This is a genomic window from Enterococcus sp. 2201sp1_2201st1_C11_2201SCRN_220225 (assembly GCF_040925905.1).
Classification (GTDB): domain Bacteria; phylum Bacillota; class Bacilli; order Lactobacillales; family Enterococcaceae; genus Enterococcus_C; species Enterococcus_C asini_A.
Map to the genome: position 1 here is coordinate 4,697 of NZ_JBCOJC010000045.1, position 13,651 is coordinate 18,347.

11 protein-coding genes are annotated in these 13,651 nt (G+C 41.9%); 10 read left to right on the forward strand and 1 reads right to left on the reverse strand.

All coding sequences use genetic code 11. The features are described 5' to 3' along the window. Positions 1 to 273: 273 nt before the first annotated feature. A complete protein-coding gene (locus AB5754_RS10805; RefSeq protein WP_311834231.1) occupies positions 274 to 1,266 on the reverse strand; it encodes an L-lactate dehydrogenase in 993 nt (330 codons plus the stop codon). A 324-nt stretch (positions 1,267 to 1,590) separates the two neighbouring features. Here AB5754_RS10805 and pth point away from each other — a divergent pair, with 324 nt between their 5' ends. From pth to AB5754_RS10855, 10 genes are all read left to right on the forward strand, one after another. After that, positions 1,591 to 2,160, forward strand: coding sequence for an aminoacyl-tRNA hydrolase (gene pth, locus AB5754_RS10810; RefSeq protein WP_368251905.1), 570 nt, complete (start codon positions 1,591 to 1,593; stop codon positions 2,158 to 2,160). Between the two features lie 14 nt (positions 2,161 to 2,174). Further along, positions 2,175 to 5,708 carry a transcription-repair coupling factor gene (gene mfd, locus AB5754_RS10815; RefSeq protein WP_368251906.1) on the forward strand — a complete coding sequence of 1,178 codons (3,534 nt, stop codon included), beginning with the start codon at positions 2,175 to 2,177 and terminating at the stop codon, positions 5,706 to 5,708. Positions 5,709 to 5,733: 25 nt separating this feature from the next. Further along, positions 5,734 to 7,320: an oligosaccharide flippase family protein gene (locus AB5754_RS10820; protein WP_368251907.1), complete on the forward strand. Its 1,587-nt coding sequence runs from the start codon at positions 5,734 to 5,736 to the stop codon at positions 7,318 to 7,320. A gap of 6 nt (positions 7,321 to 7,326) precedes the next feature. Then, positions 7,327 to 7,590 carry an RNA-binding S4 domain-containing protein gene (locus tag AB5754_RS10825; protein WP_311834235.1) on the forward strand — a complete coding sequence of 88 codons (264 nt, stop codon included), beginning with the start codon at positions 7,327 to 7,329 and terminating at the stop codon, positions 7,588 to 7,590. 84 nt (positions 7,591 to 7,674) lie between these two features. Then, the gene (locus AB5754_RS10830) at positions 7,675 to 8,124 is read left to right on the forward strand and encodes a septum formation initiator family protein (RefSeq protein WP_311834236.1); all 450 of its coding nucleotides are present in this window, start codon (positions 7,675 to 7,677) and stop codon (positions 8,122 to 8,124) included. Between the two features lie 42 nt (positions 8,125 to 8,166). Next, entirely contained in the window at positions 8,167 to 8,640 is a 474-nt protein-coding gene (locus AB5754_RS10835; RefSeq protein ID WP_311834237.1) for a S1 domain-containing RNA-binding protein, read from the forward strand. A gap of 105 nt (positions 8,641 to 8,745) precedes the next feature. Further along, on the forward strand, positions 8,746 to 10,173 hold the full coding sequence (gene tilS, locus AB5754_RS10840) for a tRNA lysidine(34) synthetase TilS (RefSeq protein WP_368251908.1): 1,428 nt from the start codon (positions 8,746 to 8,748) through the stop codon (positions 10,171 to 10,173). 25 nt (positions 10,174 to 10,198) lie between these two features. Beyond that, positions 10,199 to 10,744, forward strand: a complete 546-nt coding sequence (hpt, locus tag AB5754_RS10845) for a hypoxanthine phosphoribosyltransferase (protein ID WP_311834239.1) — start codon at positions 10,199 to 10,201, stop codon at positions 10,742 to 10,744. A gap of 74 nt (positions 10,745 to 10,818) precedes the next feature. Next, a complete protein-coding gene (gene ftsH / locus AB5754_RS10850; RefSeq protein ID WP_311834240.1) occupies positions 10,819 to 12,954 on the forward strand; it encodes an ATP-dependent zinc metalloprotease FtsH in 2,136 nt (711 codons plus the stop codon). A 135-nt stretch (positions 12,955 to 13,089) separates the two neighbouring features. Continuing rightward, a partial coding sequence (locus AB5754_RS10855; RefSeq protein WP_368259593.1) for an aminotransferase class III-fold pyridoxal phosphate-dependent enzyme occupies positions 13,090 to 13,651 on the forward strand: 562 nt, incomplete at its 3' end.

A 13,651-nucleotide genomic window follows, 5' to 3' on the forward strand; every position in this document is an offset into this window, starting at 1 on the left:
CTGCTAAGAGGACGGCAATTAAGATGTACTTCTTTTTCCCGGATTTATGATGACGAGATGTACGAGACATATTGTAAGCTCCTTATGTAAAAATATTAAAAGTAAGTATAGGGACAATTTTACCAGTTTAGAACCATGATAGCACGATTTGGTTAAAATACTAGCCACAGGTTTTAAGAAATACATTTTTTTAAGAATCTCTAATAAATAGGAGCCTTTTATGCAAAAAAACGAGCCCTAAGTTAGGACTCGTTTTTTTGCATCAACGGTGGCTTATTTGCCAGCTGCGTCTTCAGCTTCTAATTTTTCAAAAGCTTCCGTTAAGACAGCTTTCAATTCTTTCGCAGAAGCGTTCATCCGATCTTGTTCAGAATCGCTTAGTGGAATTTCAATAACGGCTTTCACACCTTGGGCATTGACCACAGCAGGAGCACCGATATAAATATCGTTTTGACCGTATTTGTCATCCATGTAGACGGATACTGGGAAAATCGCATCTTCATCGTTTAAGATGGCACGAGTAATTCGAGCTAATGCAACGGCAATCCCGTAGAAGGTAGCACCTTTTCGGTCAATGATTTCGTAAGCCGCATCTCGTACGCTAAAGAAGAGGTTAACCATAGCTTCTTCATCCACATCTGGATTGTTCTTAACCCATTCATAAATTTGTAAGCCGCCCACATTGGCATGAGACCAAACTGGGAATTCAGAATCCCCGTGTTCTCCTAAGATGTAAGCATGGACGTTACGGGCATCTACGCCGACCATTTCAGCGATTTTTTGACGGAAACGAGCAGAGTCTAAAGAAGTACCAGAGCCTAAGACCCGTTCTTTAGGGAAGCCAGAGAATTTCCAAGTAGAGTAAGTCAAGATATCTACTGGGTTAGCAGCTACTAAGAAGATTCCTTTAAAACCAGAAGCTACAACACTGTGAACGACTTCGCGGTTGATTTTCAAGTTTTTGTGAACTAAGTCTAAACGAGTTTCGCCAGGTTTTTGTGGGGCACCCGCTGTGATTACGACAAGGTCAGCATCGTGACAGTCATCATAGCTTGCGGCATAGATTTTTTTAGGTGATGTCCAAGCTAGAGCATCCGTTAAATCTAATGCGTCGCCTTCTGTTTTCTTAGTATTGATGTCAATAATCCCGACTTCTTGGGCGATATTTTGAGTGACAAGAGCGAAGGCATAGCTAGAACCTACAGCGCCGTCTCCAATAAGGATAACCTTTTGATGATCTTTCAATGTTTCCTTGGTGTTTGTCATTGCTATTCCGTCCTTTCAGATCCATATTTATCGTAACAATCGTATCATTTCATTTCTGGTTTGTCATGTAATATGATTGCGTCTAAACCTCGATACAATAGGTTTCCTCCTTGGTGGGGCTTACATTATCCCCAGTGAGGAATTCAGCGCTTTGCCCCACATTGCCGGTTTCTTAAGAAAAACGAAAAGGCTTTTGTCTTCATTGCCTATAATTAGCAGGACTGTGCTATAATTTTAAAAAAGCGTCTAAGGACTGGAGATTTTTCTCCAGCCTTTTGTGCTGTTTTCAGGTAAACCGTTAAAAAAGAAAAGGAAGCAAAAAAAATGAAAATGATAGTAGGGCTGGGCAATCCTGGCCGGAAATATGAAAAGACAAAACACAATGTGGGTTTTATGACTGTTGATCGCGTGGCGGAAAAATTCGGTGCAACTTTTAAAAACAATGCTTTTGAAGCGGAAGTAGCTGAATTTTTTGTCAATGGAGAGAAGGTTCTTTTGGTCAAACCCCAAACCTTTATGAATGAATCTGGTCGTGCAGTAGGACCATTGTTGACTTACTTTGGCTTGGAAGCTGAGGATTTACTAGTAGTTTATGACGATTTGGATTTAGAATTAGGCAAATTGCGACTGCGAGAAAAAGGCTCGGCGGGGGGACACAATGGCATGAAGAGCATTATTAGCCATCTTGGTCGTCAAGACTTTAAACGAATTAAAATCGGTATCGGCCGCCCGCCAGAAAAAATGACCGTGGTCAATCATGTCTTAAGTCCTTTTGCTAAAGAAGACTTGCCTATAATAGAAGGAAGCTTGCAAAAAGCTACGGAGGCCTGTGAATTTTTACTAGGCTCTCATGACTTTACCCAAGCGATGAATCAGTTTAACGTGCAAAATTAGAAAGCGGTGAAACAATGGATTTACTCCAAATGACAGCCCAAATGCCGATAATTGAGCAGTGGCACCGGCAGATTAAAGAAGGGCAAAAGCGCCAATTAATCACGGGTCTTTCGGGCTCGGCCAAAACATTGGCCATTGTAGCGACTTATCAAAAGGAAAAACGACCGCTTTTGGTGATTACGCCTAATCTTTATTATATGAATCAACTGGTAGACGACTTACGCAATTTAACCGATGAAGTGTATGCTTACCCGGTAGATGAAGTCTTGTCTGCAGAAATGGCCTTTGCCTCTCCGGAAGCCCGGAGTGAACGGATTCAAACCTTGAACGCCATAAGTTGTGGCCGTCCAGGGATTTTTGTCTTGCCCTTGGCGGCAGTGCGCAAGTATTTGCCTACCTTAGCAAACTGGCGTAAAGCCCAGTTTCACTGGGAAATTGGCAGTGAAATTGACTTAGCAACATTGCCACAAAAATTAGTCTTAATGGGCTACGAGCGGCAACAGATGATCATGAAACCTGGAGAATTTAGTATTCGGGGGAGTATTTTAGACATTTATCCGATTACCGCGGACTATCCTTTGCGTATTGAACTCTTTGATATTGAAGTGGATTCTATGCGCTACTTTGATGTGGAAAATCAGCGTTCTCTGGAAAAAGCCACTGAAGCGGTAATCAGTCCCACCACAGAACTAGTCTTTACTGCTGAAGAATTGCAAAAAGGCGCCACTAGTTTACAAGAACTGCTGGAAAAACGCTTAGCGGTCATGAAAGAAGCAGTAGACCGTAGCTTTTTAGAAGATTACTTTGGCCAGTTGATCACTTCCTGGGAAGAAGGAATCCCAGGCGAAAACACCCAATATTATTTGGATTTATTGTATCCGGAAAAAACCAGTTTAGTGGATTACTTCCCGGAAGAGACATTATTAGTAGTGGATGATTATGCCCGAATTATGGAAGCCGACCGGGAAATTCAAAAAGAAGAAGCCGAGTGGCAAACCCAAAAAATCAGTGAGTTGCGGGTCTTTTCTCAACAAAGCTTTGGCAGTAATGCCCATGATTTTTTCCGCAATGAATCCTTTGTCACTACCTTTTTTGCGTTGTTCCAAAAAGGCATGGGCAATCTGCGGTTTCACTCTGTTTTAAACGTACAATATCGGCCGATGCAACAATTCTTCAGTCAAATGGGACTGTTGAAAACGGAAGTCACGCGTTGGGAAAACCAAGGTCAAACGGTGGTCTTTTTAGTAGGAGACAAAGAACGAGCTCAAAAACTGGAAGAAGATTTTCGTGACCACGATATTTATGGCGTAATCACAGAGCCTGACCGTCTTTTAACGGGGCGGACGCAAATTATTGAAGGCAGTTTGCAAAATGGGTTTGAAATGCCTCAAGATCATCTTGTGGTTGTTACGGAAAAAGAAATCTTCCAACAAGTTAAACGCAAACGCACTCGCCGGCAAAATGTCACCAATGCCGAACGGCTGAAGAGCTATAACGAATTAAAACCCGGAGATTTTGTAGTTCATGCTAATCACGGGATTGGGAAATTTGTCGGGATGCAGACTTTGGAAGTAGATGGGGTGCATCAAGATTACTTGACCATCCTCTACCAAAACGATGACAAGCTCTTTATTCCCGTGACCCAGTTAAACCTAATTCAAAAATACGTTGCTTCCGAATCAAAGACGCCCCGAATTAATAAACTGGGTGGCAGCGAATGGAGCAAAACCAAACGTAAAGTTGCAGGGAAAATTGAAGACATTGCCGATGATTTGATCTTGCTTTACGCAAAACGGGAATCAGAAAAGGGCTATGCCTTTGCGCCAGATGATGCTTATCAAAAGGAATTTGAAGATGCCTTTCCTTACAGTGAAACCGATGACCAACTGCGAAGTACCGCTGAAATCAAACGAGATATGGAAAAAGCCAAACCCATGGATCGCTTATTAGTGGGAGATGTGGGCTTTGGGAAGACGGAAGTGGCATTACGAGCTGCTTTTAAAGCAGTCAAAGAAAACAAACAAGTGGCTTTTTTAGTCCCGACTACGATTTTGGCCCAACAACATTACGAAACCATGTTGGATCGCTTTGAAGGTTTTCCGGTAAATATTGGCGTGATGAGCCGTTTCCGTACGAAAAAGCAACAAACAGAAACTTTGGAACAATTGCGTACCGGGCAATTAGACATTTTAGTCGGCACGCATCGCCTGCTTTCTAAAGATGTACAGTTTGCTGATTTGGGGCTTTTGGTAATTGATGAAGAACAACGCTTTGGCGTGAAACACAAAGAACGTTTGAAACAATTGCGTTCTCAAGTAGATGTTTTAACTTTAACGGCAACACCAATTCCTCGAACATTGCATATGTCCATGCTAGGAGTGCGGGATTTATCGGTGATTGAAACACCACCAGAAAACCGTTACCCTATTCAGACCTATGTTATGGAAAAAAATCCCGGTGCCATACGTGAAGCGATGCAACGAGAATTAGCTCGAGGGGGACAAATTTTCTATTTATACAATCGGGTGGAAACCATTGAGCGCAAAGTAGAGGAAATTCAAGCCCTTTTACCAGAAGCACGAATTGCCTTTGCTCATGGGCAAATGACGGAAATCCAACTAGAAAATACCCTCTTTGACTTTATTGAAGGCATGTATGATATTTTGGTAACCACTACGATTATTGAAACCGGGGTGGATATTCCCAACGTGAATACGCTGTTTGTGGAAAATGCGGATTATATGGGCTTGTCCACGTTGTATCAATTGCGAGGGCGTGTAGGACGAAGCAATCGAGTGGCTTATGCCTACTTTATGTATGAACCGCAAAAAGTTTTAAATGAAGTCAGTGAAAAACGCCTACAAGCCATTAAAGATTTTACCGAGTTAGGTTCAGGCTTTAAAATTGCTATGCGGGATCTTTCCATTCGAGGAGCGGGCAATCTTTTAGGGGCTCAACAACACGGCTTTATTGATGCGGTAGGGTTTGATATGTACTCCCAAATGCTCAGTGAAGCGGTGGATCGCAAGCAAGGGAAAAACACCCAAAACGAACGGACTTCTGTGGAAATTGACTTGGGTATTGATGCGTATTTGCCAGGGACTTACATTGAAGACGAACGGCAAAAAATCGAAATTTATAAACGGATTCGGGAAATGGAAACCGAAGAGACGTTGGATGAAATTCAAGATGACTTACTGGATCGTTTCGGGGAATTCCCTGATGAAGTTTCTCACCTATTAACCATTGGACAAATTAAAATGGATGGAGATCGAGCTCTTTTAGAAGTGATTCGCAAACAAGGAGATAAAATTCGTTTTACTTTAAGTAAAGCCGGGACTAAGCTCTATTCCGTGGAGCAACTCTTTGAAGCGCTAGGGGCTACGAAACTAAAAGCAACCATGGGCGTGGACCGAGAAAAGATGGGCATCATTTTAACCATTGAGAAAAATATGGGGCAAGCTGTTTGGCTCCACGAAGTTCAAGAGTTTGTCAAAGCGTTACGGGCAGAAAAATACCAAGCCTTGAAAAAGACTGATCCAGCTTGAACGAATTGAAAAAGGCGGTGAGAAAATGGCACAAACAAAAATGAAAACAGTCATGCAAGGAGCCTTTATATTAACTATGGCTTCTTTTGCCGCCAAGCTGTTAAGTGCTGTCTACCGAGTGCCATTTCAAAACTTGGTGGGGGATGAAGGCTTTTATGTATACCAGCAAGTTTATCCCATCTATGGCTTGGCGATGACTTTGGCTTTATCGGGTTTGCCGCAATTTATTTCGAAGTATGTGGCAGAGCAAGAAGGAATCAAAGCTCAACACAAAGCAATTCATCGCTTGTTTCCCATGGTTTTGCTCAGTGGGATTCTCTTGTTTGTACTCACTTTTTTAGGCGCGGGAGTAATTGCCAATTTAATGGGGGATCCGAAACTTGCGCCATTGATCCGTGTGGTTTCCGTGACTTTTCTCTTTGTGCCGATACTGTCTTTTTATCGAGGCAATTTTCAAGGAAATTTGCTTATGACCCCTACAGCCGTTTCTCAAGTTTGGGAGCAACTAGTGCGAGTGGCAGTGATTTTATTGGCTTCTTTTGCTTTTGTTCACTGGGGCTTAAGCATTTATCAAACCGGGACAGTGGCCATGTTCGGAGCCGTTTGCGGCGGGATAGTGGCCGTTTTGATTTTGTTGTCTTATCAAAGAAAAATTACAGGCAGTCTTTTAGGTTTAAACCAGATTGACTGGCGAGATAGTTGGGATTATTCTTTGTTTCGCCGCTTTTTATTAGAAGGTGGGCTAGTATCAGTTTACAGTGGCCTGTTGATTTTGTTTCAACTGGTGGATTCTTTTTTTGTCGTTAATGCCTTAGATGCTAGCGGGCTTTTGCCCCAAGTGGCTCGGGTGACCAAAGGGGTTTACGACCGAGGGCAACCCTTAGTGCAACTAGGCTTAGTGGTAGCGGGGGCGTTAAGTTCGACTTTTTTACCGGCTTTAACCAAGTATTTAATGCAAAAAAACAAGGAAGGCTTTCAGCAAACGGCTAAAATATACATGCGCTTGACTACAAGCATTTCCCTGGCAGCATCAGCGGGACTGGCTTTGTTATTACCATTGATTAATTTTGCTTTATTTAAAGATGCCGCAGGAACGATTCCCTTGATGTTATATGTGGGGGCGATTTTTGAAATGGGAATCATCCAAGGCTACCAAAGCATTGCCCAAAGTCAGAATCACTTTCGCATTCCATTACGAGGGGCGTTGTTAGGATTGTTGACTAAGCTAGTTGTGACGTGGCCTTTCACCTATTTCTTACAAACTTCAGGAGCTAGTTGTGCAACTTTGTTGGGTTTGGGCGTAACCTTAGTCTACCTGGCTCTTCATACTGATCGAGAAATTAATCATTTCTTAAAAGAAAAGTTTCTTGCAAAACTGTTCCTTTGTACACTGGCGATGATGGTAGCAGTGTTTATCTTTGATCTTTTGCTATTAATGTGGGATCCGGCTTTAGGTCGTTTAAATGCGTTATTGTTTGCTATAATTGGAGTAGCACTTGGCGTGGGAGCATTTCTTAAAATTGCGCTTTGGTGTAAATTATTTACGGTTCGGGAATGGCTGATGTTGCCATTAGGAGATAAAATATTAAAATTAGGCAGAAAGAAGGAGTAAGATAACATGCGCTTAGACAAATTTTTAAAAATTTCAAGAATTATTAAACGTCGTCAAGTGGCCAAAGAAGTAGCGGATAAAGGACGAATCCAAATTAACGGCAAAGTGGCTAAATCCAGCAGCAGTGTGAAAGTAGGAGACTTATTGACGATTCAATTTGGCAATAAGGTCTTAGAAGTGAAAATCCGCGAATTACACGAGTCCACGAAAAAAGACGATGCAGAAAAAATGTACGAAGTGATTAGTGAAAAACGGGTCAATGAAGACTAGAATTCCATTAGACATCCCCAGTTATAGTTGGTATAATAAGAATCACAATCAGCTCAGAGCAATAAAAAAAGGAGATCTGCGTTCATGATGCAAGGGCCAGAGGAAAAAATTACCCAGATTGATACTGACTTTGCCAAGCAGCAAACCGCTACGATGATTCAACAACATCGTCAAGCGATTTTTCGGCGTCGACGATTAGGTCTGCTTTTTGTAATCGCCCTACTGATTTTTGGTTTCGTTGGTTTCCAGCTTTTTCAAGATCAGCAGAAAGTGACGAAATTGGAATCAATCAAAAAAGAGGCTTTAGCTGATCAAAAAGTGATTGCTGATAATGTAGCGGAACTTAAAACGGAAGTCGAACAACTGCAAGACGAAGACTACGTGGCTAAATTAGCCCGAAGTAAGTTCTTTTATTCTGAAGATGGAGAAACGCTTTATCCATTACCAGGACAAACTCAAAACAGCGAAGCACAAGATCAAGAGGTTCAAAAAGCCTTGGAAGACACCCTTTCATCAACTACTACTGAAAAGTAGGGTAAATATTTTAGAGTCAATACTAGGAGGAACATTTTTTTTATGGCAATCGAAGTAGGAGAAAAACTTCAAGGAAAAGTGTCAGGTATTACAAATTTTGGTGCTTTTGTCGATTTAGGCGACAGAAAAACTGGTTTGGTTCATATCAGTGAAGTTTCTGACGGCTATGTGAAAGATATCAACGAGGTATTGAAAGTTGGGGACGAAGTAACGGTGGTCGTTACGACTGTAGGAAATGACGGGAAAATTGGTTTGTCAATTCGAAAAGCCCAAGACAAGCCGCAAGAAAAGCGAGAGTATCCTAAAGGGCCAGCTCGCTCAAACGATCGGGGGAGTAAGAAGCCATTTAATCGTGGTGGCAATCAACACCAAGGTCGGGGCAATTTTGGCAATGACACAAAACAAGACTTTGATTCATTGATGAGTTCCTTTATGAAGGATAGCGATGATCGTCTTTCTTCTTTACGCCGAAACACAGAAGGCAAACGGGGAGGCCGTGGCGGTCGCCGTAATTAATAAAACATCCGCGGGAATGCTGTCTGAATACAGCCTTCCCGCTTTTTTTGCACATACAACGGCAATCAAGTAACGGATAGCTATGTAGAAAACAGGAGGCGAGCTATGGAGACAGAAGCATTGGAAAAAGCTTTTTTTCAATTAGGAAAAAAAGAGCAATTTTGGCAGGCGCAAAGTCGAGTATTGTTAGCCGTTTCTGGTGGTGTGGATTCCATGGTGCTCTTACATTTAATGGAAAAAGTTCAAGCTCAAGGAGTAACGATTGGAATCGCCCATATCAACCATCAATTACGGCCAGAATCCCAAATAGAAGAGGATTTTTTAAGAAAATACTGTGCAGAAAAGAAACTTGCCTTTTATTGTCGTCGTTGGGAAAGTTTGCCTACTAGTGGTATGGAAGAAGCGGCTCGGAAGTTTCGCTATCAATTTTTTAAAGAAGTACTTCAAGAGCATCATTACGATACTTTAATGACCGCCCATCACAGTGACGACCAACTCGAAACGATGCTAATGAAAATGGTTAGAGAAGGCAACCTGCAAAGTGCCGGCGGAATTAAAGCCAAGCAATCTTTTGCTGGCGGAAGGCTAGTACGACCGTTGTTAACTTTTCCTAAAGAGGACTTACTTATTTATGCCAAGGAACAAGGAATCACTTACTTTGAAGATGCCACTAATACTTTATTAGACGTACAACGAAATCGCCTACGTCAGCAAGTAGTCCCTTTACTAAAAGCGGAGAATCCGCAATTGTTGTCTCACTTCAATCAATTGGCCCAACAATTGCAGTGGACGGTTCAATGGCAACAAGAAACCTTGAAAGCCTGGTTTAACCAAAATGCTATATCGTGGGCTTCAGGCTGGCGATTACCTGTAGCAGCTTTCATGGAAATTCCTAAAGGACAACGCTATTTTGCGGTGCAACATTGTCTATTAGTATTGCGCAATCAATATCAAATCCCTTTTAATGAAGAACAGTTGCAGCTGGTCTTACGTTGTTTAGAAAGCGACCGGCCTCAGTGGTCTGTTGATTTAGCAACGGGTTGGCAAGTTCAAGGAGAATACCAAGAGTTACTGATTACTAAAAAACAAGGGAGGGTAAAAGAAACAAGTAATTCAACCTTACGCTTAGGAGAAGGTGTTTTTTTGTCAGCCACAGAATGGGTGGCGCTCTTGGCAGCGGATGGGTCCGGTATTTTACCTACAGAACTTGCAAAAATTCCGGAAAAAGTCAAACTTTGGTCAGAATTCAGTCAAGCTTTACCAGTAGAATTTCCTACTGAGGTGATGTTTCGTAAACGAAATCCCGGAGATCGTATTCAATTAACGAACTCTTTAAGAAAAAAAATTTCGCGAATTTTTATTGATAAAAAAATCCCTAATGAAATGCGGGAACACGCTTGGTTAATGACCGACACCAATGGACAGGTCTTAGGGGTTTTGCCAGTGGTTCTATCCTATTTGAGTATTGCGAAAGAAACTGATAAAATACACTACAGACTTCTTTATAAATACAATACAAAAAATAACGACTAAGAAGTGGGATTGGAAGGAGCAGACTATGCTGGAGAAGGATATTGAAAAAGTGCTCATTACAAAAGAGCAAATAGCTGAGCGCTGTAAAGAATTGGGTCAAGAGTTAAGTGATGAATATCAAGATAAAAACCCATTAGTAATTGGCATTTTAAAAGGATCCATTCATTTTATGGCAGATCTTTGCCGGGAGATGGATTGTTTATTAGAATTAGACTTTATGGATGTTTCCAGTTACGGTAACGCCACGGTTTCTTCTGGAGAAGTAAAAATCTTAAAAGACTTGGACACCAACGTGGAAGGGCGCGACTTATTAATCGTAGAAGATATTATCGATACCGGTCGCACTTTGTCTTATTTAGTGGACCTCTTTAAATATCGCAAAGCAAACTCCGTGAAAATCGCTACTCTTTTAGATAAACCAGAAGGCCGTGTGGTGAAGATTGAAGCAGATTATGTTGGCTTTGATGTACCAAACGAGTTTGTGGTAGGTTACGGATTAGATTATATGGAACAATATCGCAATCTACCCTATGTAGGCGTTTTAAAACCCCGTGTTTATCAATCAAATTAGTGACAGAATCAAATCTAGATGTGATACAATGAAATGGTCAGGATTGATAAAATAAATAGCCAAGGAGGGCGAGCATGAACAAGAAAAATAATGGTATGTTAAAAAATACCTTGTACTATGTACTCGTGCTGCTGGCGATGATTACAGTCGTCTATTTCTTGTTTGGAAATGGTGGGCAACAGTCGCCGGATATCGAGTATTCTACCTTCAAGCAACAACTTGAAGCCGGAAAAATTAAAGATTTCTCCGTACAGCCTGCTAATGGAACATACAAGATTACCGGGCAGTACAAAGAAAAACAAGAAGTGTCTAACAGCAATGGCCTAAGTATTTTAGGAGACACAGCTGCAGAAACTAGCAACTTCACTACAATTATTTTGCCAAATGACAGCACGTTAAGTGAAATTACCAATTTGGCGGCAGAAAATAATGTGAAGACTGTTATCAAAGAAGAGTCTAACAGTGGTCTTTGGTTAAGCTTAATCATGAGTTTCTTACCACTGGTGTTGATTTTCTTCTTATTCTACATGATGATGGGCCAACAAGGCGGCGGTGGCGGTGGCGGCGGCCGAGTGATGAACTTCGGCAAGTCCAAAGCCAAAGAAGCCGACAAAAAAGCCAACCGGGTGCGTTTTTCTGACGTAGCTGGAGCAGAAGAAGAAAAACAAGAATTAGTGGAAGTCGTGGAATTCTTAAAAGACCCTCGACGTTTCGTGGAATTAGGAGCTCGGATTCCTGCTGGAGTCTTATTAGAAGGACCTCCCGGAACTGGTAAAACCTTACTAGCGAAAGCTGTTGCCGGAGAAGCTGGGGTACCATTTTATTCCATCTCTGGTTCTGACTTTGTGGAAATGTTCGTCGGTGTCGGTGCAAGTCGGGTACGGGATCTCTTTGAAACGGCTAAGAAAAATGCACCAGCCATTATCTTTATTGATGAAATCGATGCGGTGGGCCGTCAACGGGGCGCCGGCATGGGTGGCGGCCACGATGAACGGGAACAAACATTGAACCAATTGTTAGTAGAAATGGATGGGTTTGATGGCAATGAAGGCGTCATCGTCATTGCGGCAACTAACCGTTCTGACGTTTTGGATCCAGCTTTGCTCCGTCCTGGTCGTTTTGACCGCCAAATCTTGGTAGGTCGTCCGGATGTTAAAGGCCGAGAAGCTATTTTGAAAGTCCATGCGCGGAACAAACCACTAGCTGACGATGTAGATTTGAAAGTGGTAGCTCAACAAACCCCTGGCTTTGCCGGAGCGGATTTGGAAAACGTCTTAAACGAAGCGGCATTAGTTGCTGCTCGTCGCAATAAGAAAAAAATCGATGCTTCTGATATTGATGAAGCAGAAGATCGTGTAATCGCGGGACCTGCGAAAAAGGATCGAGTTATTTCCAAACGAGAACGGGAAATGGTGGCTTATCACGAAGCCGGCCATACAATCGTGGGCTTAGTCTTAAGTCGGGCTCGTGTTGTGCATAAAGTTACGATTATTCCACGCGGTCGTGCGGGTGGCTACATGATCGCTTTGCCAAAAGAAGATCAAATGCTAATGACCAAAGACGATATGTTTGAACAAATCGTCGGTCTCTTAGGTGGTCGGACGGCAGAAGAATTGATTTTCAACGTACAATCTACCGGAGCTTCCAATGACTTTGAACAAGCAACTGGCTTGGCTCGCAGTATGGTTACCGAATACGGAATGAGCGACAAATTAGGTCCAGTTCAATATGAAGGCAATCATCAAGTCTTTGTCGGCCGTGACTATGGTCAAACCAAAGCCTATTCCGAACAAGTTGCCTTTGAAATCGACCAAGAAGTTCGTAGTATTTTGATGAGTGCCCATGCTAAGGCTCGGGAAATCATTGAAGCGCACCGTGAACAACATAAGTTGATTGCGGAAAAACTTTTGGAATTCGAAACATTGGATGCCAAAGCAATCAAATCCTTGTTTGAAGAAGGTAAGATGCCTGAAGGAACACCGGATGAATATCCAAGTGAAAAGGCCCAAACCTTTGAAGAAGCGAAACGTGCTTTAGAAGAAAAGGATGCGGAAAAACAAGCAGAAGAAAAGAAAGATTTCGATGAAGCTAAGAATTACTTTGATGCGGAAGCGAAAGAGGCCCAATTAGGATCTTCAGAAGAAACCCAAGAAGTTCAATCCCAGATCAAGGAAGAGCAAAAAGATCTTGAGGATGACAATAAAGAATAAACAAATTAACGATCTCAAGCATTTCTAGGAATGCTTGAGGTTGTTTTTTTTGTTTTGCATAAAAATAGTAAATTTTCGAATAAATCTTGTTTATTTCGAATTATTTATGTATATTAATTCAAAGGGGTGGCGATAATGACATATTTATTTCAAAATTATGCTCGGAAAGATTTTGAAATTGTTTCTGGTCAGGGAGTGCGAGTGCAGGACAATTTTGGAAAAAATTACTTGGATTTTACTAGTGGGATTGGTGTAGTGAATTTAGGGCATCATCATATAGCTGTGGAGCAAGCGTTACAAGATCAAGCCAGACAGATCTGGCATATGCCGAATCTCTATGAAAACCATTTGCAAGAACAAGTTGCTCAAGCTTTAGTAGGAGACTTAGGCTATCTAGGTTTCTTTTGTAATAGTGGTGCCGAGGCCAATGAAGCAGCAATAAAGCTAGCTCGGAAAGCTACGGGAAAAAGTAAAGTGGTGAGTTTTATTAATTCTTTTCACGGTAGGACTTATGGTGCCATGACTGCTACGGGACAAGCAGCGATTCATGCCGGCTTTATCCCTTTGGTGCCGGACTTTCACTATGGGGAATATAATGATTTTGCTTCTTTGGAGCTGGTGGATGATAAGACCGCTTGTGTCATGATGGAGTTAATTCAAGGAGAAGGCGGCGTTTTATTAGCAGATAATACTTGGG

Coding starts and splice junctions, on each gene's coding strand:
- AB5754_RS10805 (WP_311834231.1), bottom strand. CDS start 1,266: ATGACAAACACCAAGGAAACATTGAAAGATCATCAAAAGGTTATCCTT.
- pth (WP_368251905.1), top strand. CDS start 1,591: ATGAAAATGATAGTAGGGCTGGGCAATCCTGGCCGGAAATATGAAAAG.
- mfd (WP_368251906.1), top strand. CDS start 2,175: ATGGATTTACTCCAAATGACAGCCCAAATGCCGATAATTGAGCAGTGG.
- AB5754_RS10820 (WP_368251907.1), top strand. CDS start 5,734: ATGGCACAAACAAAAATGAAAACAGTCATGCAAGGAGCCTTTATATTA.
- AB5754_RS10825 (WP_311834235.1), top strand. CDS start 7,327: ATGCGCTTAGACAAATTTTTAAAAATTTCAAGAATTATTAAACGTCGT.
- AB5754_RS10830 (WP_311834236.1), top strand. CDS start 7,675: ATGATGCAAGGGCCAGAGGAAAAAATTACCCAGATTGATACTGACTTT.
- AB5754_RS10835 (WP_311834237.1), top strand. CDS start 8,167: ATGGCAATCGAAGTAGGAGAAAAACTTCAAGGAAAAGTGTCAGGTATT.
- tilS (WP_368251908.1), top strand. CDS start 8,746: ATGGAGACAGAAGCATTGGAAAAAGCTTTTTTTCAATTAGGAAAAAAA.
- hpt (WP_311834239.1), top strand. CDS start 10,199: ATGCTGGAGAAGGATATTGAAAAAGTGCTCATTACAAAAGAGCAAATA.
- ftsH (WP_311834240.1), top strand. CDS start 10,819: ATGAACAAGAAAAATAATGGTATGTTAAAAAATACCTTGTACTATGTA.